General features: G+C 30.1%; 8 protein-coding genes. 7 read left to right on the top strand and 1 reads right to left on the bottom strand.

All coding sequences use genetic code 11. The annotated features are described in order from the left end of the window. Positions 1 to 153 precede the first annotated feature (153 nt). The gene (locus H1R17_RS07625; RefSeq protein WP_163430123.1) at positions 154 to 666 is read left to right on the top strand and encodes a hypothetical protein; all 513 of its coding nucleotides are present in this window, start codon (positions 154 to 156) and stop codon (positions 664 to 666) included. Between the two features lie 60 nt (positions 667 to 726). Here the strand turns inward: H1R17_RS07625 and H1R17_RS07620 are convergent, their stop codons facing one another. Beyond that, the gene (locus tag H1R17_RS07620) at positions 727 to 1,410 is read right to left on the bottom strand and encodes a hypothetical protein (protein WP_163430124.1); all 684 of its coding nucleotides are present in this window, start codon (positions 1,408 to 1,410) and stop codon (positions 727 to 729) included. A gap of 184 nt (positions 1,411 to 1,594) precedes the next feature. Here H1R17_RS07620 and H1R17_RS07615 point away from each other — a divergent pair, with 184 nt between their 5' ends. From H1R17_RS07615 to H1R17_RS07590, 6 genes are all read left to right on the top strand, one after another. Next, complete coding sequence (locus H1R17_RS07615; protein WP_181729214.1) at positions 1,595 to 3,328, top strand: aromatic amino acid hydroxylase; 1,734 nt, start codon at positions 1,595 to 1,597, stop codon at positions 3,326 to 3,328. Positions 3,329 to 3,428: 100 nt separating this feature from the next. Continuing rightward, positions 3,429 to 3,848, top strand: a complete 420-nt coding sequence (locus H1R17_RS07610; protein WP_163430125.1) for a CBS domain-containing protein — start codon at positions 3,429 to 3,431, stop codon at positions 3,846 to 3,848. Between the two features lie 166 nt (positions 3,849 to 4,014). Further along, positions 4,015 to 6,828, top strand: a complete 2,814-nt coding sequence (locus H1R17_RS07605; protein ID WP_163430126.1) for a pitrilysin family protein — start codon at positions 4,015 to 4,017, stop codon at positions 6,826 to 6,828. Positions 6,829 to 7,013: 185 nt separating this feature from the next. Further along, the gene (locus tag H1R17_RS07600; RefSeq protein ID WP_163430127.1) at positions 7,014 to 9,053 is read left to right on the top strand and encodes an adenylate/guanylate cyclase domain-containing protein; all 2,040 of its coding nucleotides are present in this window, start codon (positions 7,014 to 7,016) and stop codon (positions 9,051 to 9,053) included. Position 9,054: 1 nt separating this feature from the next. Continuing rightward, positions 9,055 to 10,476 carry a hypothetical protein gene (locus H1R17_RS07595; RefSeq protein ID WP_163430128.1) on the top strand — a complete coding sequence of 474 codons (1,422 nt, stop codon included), beginning with the start codon at positions 9,055 to 9,057 and terminating at the stop codon, positions 10,474 to 10,476. Next, a complete protein-coding gene (locus H1R17_RS07590) occupies positions 10,410 to 11,702 on the top strand; it encodes an adenylate/guanylate cyclase domain-containing protein (RefSeq protein ID WP_163430350.1) in 1,293 nt (430 codons plus the stop codon). Before H1R17_RS07595 ends, H1R17_RS07590 begins: the two co-directional genes overlap by 67 nt. Positions 11,703 to 11,707: the final 5 nt, after the last annotated feature.

Here is an 11,707-nt window from a genome sequence, read left to right as displayed (position 1 = left end):
AAGAAACAGAAACTTTTTCATATACAAGAATGCTTTATTGTAAAGATACTAATGATTTGCAAAAACCTCAATTTAAAAACATTTTTTTCAAAAACTTAAAAACACTCAATAAAATTGTTTTATTTTGCATCTTAATTAAATAAAATTTTTATTATGAAAAAAATCGTTTTATCATTAGCAATAATCGGTGGATTAGTATTCACTTCTTGCAAAAAAGACGCTACACAAGAGAATTTAGAAACTAAATTAGACTCAATCACAGACGAGGTTAAAGACACTTTACAAGAAATTAAAGAAGAAGTAGCTGAGACAGTTCCTACATTAGAGGCTAAAATTAAAGAAGCACAAGCTGAATTAGACAAAGCAGTAACTGTAGAAGAAAAACAAGCTGCTACTAAAAAATTAAATGAAGCAAAAGCTGCTTTAGCAACATTAAAAGGTGAAGCTATTTCTACTGTAGAAGAAGTTAAAGAAGAAGCTACCGCTGCTGCTAAAAAAGCTGGTGAAACTGCTAAGAAAACAGGAACTACTACAGCTAAGAAAACTGAAAAAGCTAAAGAAGAGGTTAAAAAAGAGGTTGTAAAAACAAAATCTGAAATTCAAGACGCTGGTAAAAAAGCAGTAGAAGAAACTGAAGCTCCTTTGAAAAAAAGAACTGGTCTTTAAATAAATTAAAACAAAAAAAAACTCTGATTAATCAGAGTTTTTTTTTGTTTTAATTTATTACTATAAAGAACTTCTTTTAGAAAGTTGTACATTTTTAGAAACTGTATTTAAACCTTTACTTTGAGAAGCATTTAAGCTATACAAACCAGCTATTTCGCCATTCAAATTAGTTTTTAAAGTTATTGATGTATCATCTTTATCAGTACCTTCAAGTGTATAAGTCATATTACCCGCTGCTTCTTTGGTAGCGTAAGTCAATGCAGTAGGTTTAAAAGAAGCTCCATTTGCATAGGTATAACTAGTATCATTCATTTTTGTACTAAAACCTCCCAATAAAGTTTTTGATTCATCTTCACCAAACGGCATCTCATATCTATCATCACCTGTTGCGTCAACATTAACTTTTGTTAAAATAGTTGTGAATGTATTTGCAGTTGCAGAATTAACAGCTCCAGCAGAAGTACCATTGTGTGAAATAAATTCAAAAGCAATTACAACAGTACCATCCTTAAGAGTATATTCTTTAATTGGTGCATCATTACCCGCTCCGTCAGTATGTACTGCATAAATAGAATAAACTATTTCTTCTTGATCATTATTTACTTGAATAAAATTTTCAGTTAATTCTGTATCTGGTGCTGGTGGAGGTGGCGCTGGTTTTTCATCATCACCACAAGATACCATTGCCATTGAAGCCATTGCTACTAAAGCAATTGATTTTAAAGAGAAAATTACTTTTTTCATAATAGATTTATATTATTTTATTGTTAAATTATAAATGCTAATTTAGGAATTAATTTTTAAAAAACAAGAATTGAGTAAAAAAAATAACTTTTAACAATATTGAGTATTTTACTATTTTCTTGAAAACTCATAAAATTCGTGTATTTTTGAAAAACAATTATCAGCATTAAACCTTATTATAATTATGAGCGAGCATTTTGAAAGCAATCCTTTATTAAATCGTTTACCTAAACATTTAAAACAATTTATTAAACCTCAAAATTACGATGATTACACACCTATTAATCAAGCAGTGTGGCGTTATGTAATGCGTAAAAATGTCGATTATTTATCAAAAGTAGCTCATTCATCTTATATAGACGGTTTGCAAAAAACGGGAATTTCTATTGAAAACATACCTAGTATGTATGGTATGAATCGTATTCTAAAAGAAATTGGTTGGGCCGCAGTAGCGGTTGATGGTTTTATTCCACCAAATGCTTTCATGGAATTTCAAGCGTATAACGTTTTAGTTATTGCATCAGATATCCGTCAGTTAGAAAATATTGAGTACACACCTGCTCCAGATATTATTCATGAAGGCGCGGGTCATGCTCCAATTATCGCTAATCCAGAATATGCTGAATACCTTCGTAGATTTGGCGAAATTGGCTGTAAAGCCATTTCATCGGCTCATGATTATGAAATTTACGAGGCCATTCGTGAATTATCTATTTTAGAAGAAGCTGAAGATACACCTGAATCAGAGCTTATTCGTATTCGCAAAACTGTTGATGATTTACAAGCAAAACCAACCGAGCCTTCGGAAATGGCTTTAATTAGAAATCTACATTGGTGGACTGTTGAGTATGGTTTGATTAGTACTGTTGAAAATCCTAAAATTTATGGCGCAGGATTATTATCGTCTATTGGAGAAAGTGAATGGTGTATGACTGATAAAGTTAAAAAACTACCTTATAGTATTGAGGCTGCATATCAAGGTTTTGATATTACCAAACCACAACCTCAATTATATGTTACGCAAGATTTTGCTCATTTAAACATGGTTTTAGAAGAGTTTGCTAATAAAATGGCTTTGCGCACGGGCGGTTTACAAGGTATTCAAAAACTGATAAACTCAAAAGCTTTAGGAACTATTGAACTTTCTACAGGATTACAGGTTTCTGGTGTTTTTACCAATGTAATTGAAAACGAAAACAAACCTGTTTATATTCAAACTACAGGTAAAACAGCTTTGGCTTATCGTGAAAAAGAATTGGTAAATCATGGTATTGAATATCACTCTGAAGGTTTTGGAAGCCCAATTGGTCGATTAAAAAACATCAATTTAGCCATTGAGGACATGAGTCCGCGTGATTTACAAGCCTATAACATATATGAAGGCAAACTTGTAGAATTAGAATTTGAAGGAGACATTAAAGTATCTGGTGAAATTATTACGGGATCAAGAAACTTACAAGGCGAAATTATTTTAATCAGCTTTAAAAATTGTACTGTAACTCATAAAGATACTATTCTTTTTCAACCAGAATGGGGTATTTATGATATGGCTGTGGGTAAAAAAGTAGTAGCTGCTTTCTCAGGTCCTGCTGATATTAATAGTTTTGATATGATTTCTCACGTTCCTACAACAAAAACCATCAAAGCTAAAAAAACAGATGAAAGAATTGCTCTGGAAAAACTTTATGCACAAGTTAGAGATATCAGAACCAATAAATCGTTTGATCATTTAGAATCGATTTTAGACGATTTAATAAAAAATCATCCTACAGATTGGTTGCTTTCATTAGAAATAGTAGAATTGGCAAAAATTAATTCATTACCATTTTATGAAAAAGCCGCGCATCATCTTTTAGAAGTAAAAAACAATCGCCCTGAAATAGCACATCTTATTACCAACGGTTTAAATTTATTATAATAAAAAAAGACTTTCTCTCAAGAAAGTCTTTTTTGTTTAACTGATAAATATCATAACATACCTTAATCTACACTTGTATCTTTACTAAAAATAATTCATCATGAAACCAATTGTTCCTGTTTCAACTATAATGACAAAAAATGTTGTTGTATTAAACATAAATGATTCATTATCTAAGGCCGAAGATCTTTTTAAAAAACATAAAATTCGTCATATACCTATTGTTTCAGGTAAAAATGTTGTAGGTATTATAAGTGATTCTGATTTGCTAAAAGCTTCGTTAGCTGATTATAGCGATGATGAAACACAAATAACAACAACATTGTATAACATGTTTACACTAGAACAAGTTATGACAAAAAACATAACAACAGTTGTAAGTTTTGCTAGTGTAAAAGAAGTAGCAGAAATTTTTGCTCAAAATGATTTTAGAGCATTACCTGTTACTTATGAAAATCAACTTGTAGGCATTGTAACTACTACAGATATTATTACTTATTTACTTAAACACTATGAATAATTATTTGTTTACTCGCAAATAATAAAATTATCATTATTAAATGTTTTTGAGCGTTTTTTAGTAACATAAAAAACGCTTTTTCATATTTTAACAGTATATTATAGTATAGTAAGTTAAATAATACAATAAATATGCTATTTTTACGCTAAACTTACAAACAGCAATTATGAATTTTAAAAAAATTACACTTGCATTACTTGTTTTGCCTGCTTCTTTATGGGCGCAAGTTGCTGATTTAAATCAAACCATTCCTAACGATCCTGATGTACGCATTGGTAAACTTGAAAACGGTTTAACATATTACATCCGCAAAAATGCTAAACCAGAGAAAAAAGTAGATTTACGTTTGGTTTTAAACGCAGGATCTATTTTAGAAACTGACAAACAGGTTGGTTTAGCACACTTTTTAGAGCATATGGTTTTTAACGGAACCAAAACGTTTCCTAAAAACGAGTTAATCAACTACTTACAAAGTATAGGTGTGAAATTTGGTCAGCATTTAAATGCTTACACAAGTTTTGACGAAACGGTTTACTTTTTACCAATTCCATCTGATGATCCAGTTAAATTAGACAAAGGTTTCCAAATTCTTGAAGATTGGGCTTTTAATGCTAATTTAGAAGGAAAAGATATTGATGATGAGCGTGGCGTTGTTATTGAAGAATACCGTACACGTTTAGGTGCAAGTGAGCGTATGATGAGGAATTATCTTCCTAAAATGTTACACAACTCTTTGTATGCAAACCGTTTACCAATTGGTACAAAAGAAAATTTAGAAACATTTAAGCACGAAGAAATTCGTCAGTTTTATAAAGATTGGTACCGTCCTAATTTAATGGCAGTTATTGTTGTTGGTGATATTGATGTGAACGAAATGGAAGCGAAAGTAAAAAGTCATTTCGGAAAATACAAGAATCCAAGCAAACAATTAGATCGTAAATCATTCGAAATTCCTAATCACAAAGAAACATTTGTATCAGTAAATTCAGACAAAGAAGCTACATCGGCAAATGTTCAAATTTTCTATAAAGATCAAGGTACACCTAAGCCAACTACAACAATTGGCGATATGAAACAAGATTTAATTGAAGGCTTGTTCTCACAAATGTTAAATGCACGTTTAGAAGAATATACTAACAATGCTACTCCTCCTTTTGTTTATGCAGGAAGTTATCATGGAAGTATGATGGGGCGTGGCAAAGAAGCGTTTCAATCTAGAGCTATGACAGCTGAAGACAAACAATTAGAAGCATTAAAAGTTTTAGCTATTGAAAATGAACGTGCGCGTAAATATGGTTTTACACAATCTGAATTAGATCGTGCTAAAAATGAATATTTAGCTTACTATGAAAAAGCGTATAATGACCGTGATAAAAATAACTCATCAGCATATTTAGGAAGATATCAAACACATTTCTTAAAAGGCGAAGCTATTCCTTCAATTGAATTTGAGTACAAAACAGTTAAAGAATTATTACCAACCATTTCGTTAAAAGAAACCAATAACTTAATTCAATCTTACATTAAAGATGAAAACCGAGTTATTATTTTAACGGGTCCTGAGAAAGAAGGTTTAAAAACACCTACAGAAAAAGAAGTTTTAGCTGCTTTAGATGTTTCAAAAGTAGATATTACTCCTTACCAAGATGCTGTTGTTGCAGAATCATTAATTCGTAACGAAGTTAAATCTGGTAAAATTTCAAAAACAACTAAAAACGATAAATTAGGAACTACAACTCTTGAATTATCAAACGGTGCTAAAGTAACGTACAAGAAAACCGACTTTAAAAACGATGAAATTTTATTCAGCGCAGCTAGTTTTGGTGGTTTTAACGCATTAGACACTAAAACCTACAAATCTATTAATTTAGCTACAAGTGCAGTTCCACAAGCAGGTATTGCAGGTATGGATCAAAATGCATTGACTAAATTTAACACAGGTAAACTTTACAGAGTTTCTCCTTATGTTGGTGGAATGACAGAAGGTATGTACGGAAATTCTACTCCTAAAGATTTAGAATTCTTATTCCAATCTATCCATGCTTATTTTACTGATTTAAATTATGATGAAAAAGCATACGAATCAGAAAAAAGCAAATCAAAATCGTTCTATGCTAACATGATGTCCCAACCAGAAATGTTCTTCCAAAAAGAAGTTTCTGATTTCATGTACGGTCATAATGAGCGTTATGTATCATTCCCTCCAAACGATAAAGACTGGGATGCTACAAGCTACAAAAAAGCGTACGAATTGTTTAAAGAGCGTTTTGCGGATGCAAGTGATTTTGAATTTTTCTTTGTTGGTAATGTAACCGATGAGCAAATAAAGAATTTCTCTGAGAAATATTTAGCTTCTCTACCAGCTTTAAACAGAAAAGAAACGTTTAAAGACACAGGTTCACGTGCTAAAACAGGTGTTCACAAAAAAGAAGTTTTTAAAGGAAATGATGATAAAGCAACTGTAAGAATTTCATACACTGGTGAAACTACTTATTCTGCAAAAGAGAACTTAGCTATGCAGGCTTTAGGCGAAATCTTAACTATTAAATTAATTGAAGAATTAAGAGAAAAAGAAGGAGGCGTTTACGGAGCTAGCGCTCGTGGTAGTTTAAACAAATTACCTTACGGTTCATATAGCTTTAGCATTGGTTACCCAACCAACCCAGCTAGTGCTGATAAATTGATTGAATTAACGTTGAAAGAAGTAGAAAAAATTCAACAAAATGGACCTGAAGCTAAAGATTTAGATAAATTTAAAGAAGGTGAAATGACAGATTACACCAAATCTTTAAAAGAAAACAATTATTGGTTAGATGTTTTATCTGATGCTTATACAGATCAAGAAAACCCAGAAAAAGCTTTAGAATTTGAAAAGAATTTAAAAGCTTTAACAGCAAAAGATATCCAAGAAGTAGCTAAGAAATATTTAAACAAAAACCGCGTAATTGCTGTTTTAAAACCAGAATCTGCTAAAAAATAATTTAGTTTGGTTTCAACCAACAAAAAACTCCGATTGTTATACAATCGGAGTTTTTTTTATGGTATTTATTTTTCTTCTTAATAGTTTAAAAAATCAAGTATTATTTTTTAGGTAATAGCGTTTAATTTTAGCATATTTTTTTACTTTTATAAATATTTTAACATCTATTAAACAACAACACTTTAGTGAAAAAAAAAATACTATTACTACTCTTTTTTATTGTGAATTTTGGCTTTGCGCAAGACAGTATTCAAATAAAAAAGTATTCTAAGCAAGATCTTGAAAAAGAAATTAAGCTGAATACTACTTGGAAATACAAAGTTGGAAATAACTCGCAATATAAAAATATTGATTACAATGATATTGATTGGAAAGAAAGTACAACTACATTTTTAAAAACGGGCGACAAAGAAAACCAAAAAGATTTTTGGTTTCGTAAGCAGTTTGCTGTAGATTCTACTTTAATTAATAAACCCATTTCATTAATGGTAACATCAAAAGCTGATGCTGCTGTTTATTTAGATGGCAAATTATTAGGAACTTTTGGCAAAACAGATTTTATCAATACTCCCAATGCTGAAATAAACCACCCTGTTGTATTTGCTCTAAACAATACAGATCCTCACGTTTTATCAGTATTTTATAAAGAAGCTTCTACAGAAAAAGCTTCATTATTTAGTACAAATGGCTTTAAGGTTTCTTTGGTAACACCTGCAACATATCAAGAAAAAACAACAATAAACCATTATTTATGGCTTGCAATTAATGCAATAGGTTTTATTTTTATCACCTTAGGTGTTATACATTTTATTTTGTTTGGTTTTTACAGAAAGTTTATTGCTAATTTATTTTTTGGATTATTCAATTTTTGTTCGGGTTTAAGTATTTTATTTGGTTATACCAAAATTCTAAAACAGGGTATTGAATCTTTGGCTTTTGCAAGTATGATTGATGAAAATTCTGTTATATTTTCTGCCATTGGTAGTATTGCACTTAGTGGTACTGTGAATTTTTTATTCAACAAAAACAAAATATCTTTCTACATAACAACTGTTTTAATTTCTTTAAGTTTACTGCTTGTTATTTTTGTTTCAAAAGATTTTCTGTTCTTAAGCTCAACTTTCACTTCACTAGTTTTTCTAGAAGCCATAATTGTAGTTTTAATTGCAGCTATAAATAAAAAACCTGGTGCAAAAATTATTGCTTTAGGTCTTATTTTTAGCTTTGGTTTTGCATTAATTTTAGGTTTTTCTGCTGGTATTTTCATGATTAACGCCAATAATTTAACCATTACACAAGTTGCATTAACCTCTACTTTAATAATGTTATCTTTATTTAGCACTCCTTTTGCAATGTCTGCATACTTAGCATCAAATTTTGCTTCGGTAAGTAAAAAACTACAATTGCAGTTACTTCAAATAGAAAAACTATCAGAAGAAAACATCAAACAAGAACAAGAACGCAAAGCACTTTTAGAAAATAAAATGAATTTCTTAGAAGAAGAAGTTAAAGAACGTACCAAAGAAAAAGAAACTCAAAAACAACAAATTGAACAACAGCAAACCGAATTACTTTTAGAGAAACAAAAATCAGAAGATTTGCTTTTAAATATCTTACCAAAAGATATTGCTGATGAATTAAAAGAAAACGGAGAAAGTAAAGTAAAGCAATTTAAAGATGTTTCTATTTTATTTTCCGATTTTACCAATTTAGATTTGGTTTCAAAACAATTAAATTCTCAAGAACTTTTAGATGAATTAAATCATTGTTTTAAAGCTTTTGATAACATTACAACCAAACATCAAATCGAAAAAATTAAAACAATCAGTTATTCATATATGGCGGTTAGTGGTTTGCCTTTAGAAAATGAAAATCACGCAAAAAGAATGATTGATGTTGCTTTAGAAATGCGAAACTTTATAGAAGAATATCAAACAGAAAGAAAACAAACAAACAAACCTTTCTTTGAAATTAAAATTGGTATAAATTCTGGCGAAGTAGTTGCTGGAATTGTGGGTATTAAAAAGTTTGCCTATGATATTTGGGGCGATGCGGTAAACACAGCTGCACGAATGAAAGGCATAAGTGAAAACGGAAAAATTAATGTTGGGCATACAACTTACACTCAAACCAAAGATTTCTTTGCTTTTGAATACAGAGGCGAACTTGAAATTAAAGGAAAAGGGTTAACAAAAATGTATTTTGTAGAAGATAAAACGATTTAATATGAAAAAGTTATTATACATAAGCTTGTTATTAGTATCGTTTATTTCATTGGCTCAAACAAACGTTATACTTAAAAGAAAAAACAACAAAAAACATACAGAAAACCAAATTACGTCTTTGCTTAAAGATCATTGGAAATTTAAAGACGCAATTAATGCAGATTATAGAAATCCTGATTTTAACGATGCGGATTGGTACGAAGTAAAAAGAGATACTGCTGGTAATATCGTTAAAAAAGAAATCAATTTTAAAGGAAAAGCTACTTTAAGAAATAACTTTGAAATTGATTCTACCTTAGTTGGTGTTCCTTTAAGTTTAGATATTACAATGGATCCTGGTGTTTTTTCGGTTTACATTAATGGTACTTTTTATAAAACTTTTGGTAAGTTAAAAAACAACAACGAGCCAGAAGTACGCCATACCAGAAATATCCCAATAGAATTAGATTTTGTTGATGTTATTTTTACAAAAACAGGCAAACAAAACATTGTTATTGAATATCAAGATTCAAAAATTACCAAAACAGCTGATTTTCTGAACCTAAAAGTAGAGGTAATGAAACAACAAGATGCCCTTGCAGAAGCTAATGGAATTAGAAACGCAACAAGCATCTTTGTGGTTTTAGGTTCTATTTTTATGACACTTTGTGTTTTCCACTTAATATTGTACGTGTTTTTTAGATCGTTTATACCTAACCTATATTTTAGTTTGTTTAATTTTAGTATGGGCGCCACCTTTTTTGTAATCATTTATATGCTCTTAAAAGGTCCATCTTTAAACACTTTCAATATTACAGGTATAGCAGTGATTGCTTTAACGTACATTTCTATTTTTGCATTAAGTGGTTTGGTAAACTCGTTATTCGCTAAAAATAAAAAACGCTTTAAAATCTTTTCAATTATCTGTGTTATTGGTTTAATTATCTCTATCGCTTGGGATGAAAATCAACTATTTTTACTATTAGGTTTAATTTATTCGTTTGCAGAAGCTACCATTCTTTTAATAAAAGCCATTATTAAAAAAGTAAAAGGAGCCCGAATTTTAGCAAGCGGTATATTACTTACTTTATTTTTTACCATTGCTCTTGTTATTTTTTTAATTTTAGTTGCAAATAAAGACGGTATTACTGTAGACGATGATGATAAAATTGCCATGATAACTTTATCAATTATTGCCTTTGGAATGATTTTATCTGTTTTTAGTATTCCTTTTTCAATGTCGGCTTATTTGGCTTGGTATTTTTCTCATATTAACAATGAAAACGAATTAAAAGTAACCGAAGTAGAAGAATTAACGCAGCAAAAAATAAATCAAGAAAAAGACAAACAATCACTTATTGAAAATATCAATAATGAATTGAAAAACGTAAAAATGAAATTGAATTACAACAAACCGAAATTGAATTACAAAACAAAGTTCTAGCAAACGAAAAACGTAAATCTGAAGCTTTACTTTTAAATATTCTTCCTGAAGAGGTTGCTTTAGAATTAAAAGAAAAAGGAAACACGCAATCAAAATTCTTTGACAGTGTAACCATTTTATTTACCGATTTTAAAGATTTCACCAAGCTTACAGAAAAAGTTTCTTCTACAGAATTGATTGAAGAATTAAATTATTGTTTTAAAGAATTTGACCGAATCATTAGTAAATACGGTATCGAAAAAATAAAAACCATTGGCGATGCATACATGGCGGTAAGTGGTTTGCCTAAAAAGGATGAAAATCACGCCTTAAAAATGGTAAATGCTTCTTTAGAAATTCGCGATTTTATGGAACAATACAAACAAAAACGTATAAATGAAAACAAATCGTTTTTTGAAATGCGTATTGGTATTAATTCTGGTGAAGTTGTTGCAGGAATTGTAGGTATTAAAAAGTTTGCTTATGATGTTTGGGGAAGCGCTGTAAACCTTGCTTCGGAAATGGAAGTTCACGGTGCTATTGGCAAAGTAAACATCAGTCAAAACACTTTTAACTTGGTTAAAGACAATTTTGATACAGAATTACGCACTGAAAAATTGCAAGATTCCGATGTAAATATGTACTTTGCAGAACCTAAAGAAAAAAATGTGGCTCTAAAAAAGGTAAAAGAATTTATTGTTGAAAAACAAAAGCAAGAACTGCCAAAACATTTGCATTATCATAACATTAATCATATTCTTGATGTGCACAATGCGGTAATTAACTATGCAAAATTAGAAGGAATAAGTACCGAAAATACCGAACTATTAGAAACGGCTGCTCTTTTTCACGATTCTGGTTTTATTGTAAAAGCCGATGGTCACGAGTTAATTTCATGTGAATTTGCTGAGGAATTTTTACCTAATTTTGGATACGATGCAGTGCAGATTGAAAAAATAAAAGGAATGATTATGGCTACTAAAATTCCTCAAAGTCCTACCAATCATTTAGAACAAATTTTAGCCGATGCCGATTTAGATTATTTAGGTAGAGATGATTTTGAAGAAATTTCTAATGGATTGTTTGAAGAGCTAAAAGCAGAAAACAAAGTGACTGATTTAAATACGTGGAACAAAATTCAAGTATCCTTTTTTGAAAAACACAGTTACTTTACAGAATCGGCAAAACGATTAAGAAATGATAAAAAACAACAAAATTTAGAACTAATAAAAAAACAACTGCTTTAGTTGTA

The sequence above is a fragment of the Flavobacterium sp. xlx-214 genome, from assembly GCF_013874595.1.
Classification (GTDB): domain Bacteria; phylum Bacteroidota; class Bacteroidia; order Flavobacteriales; family Flavobacteriaceae; genus Flavobacterium.
Note: the sequence above shows the minus strand (reverse complement) of the source record. Positions and strands in the feature narration are given on the sequence as shown.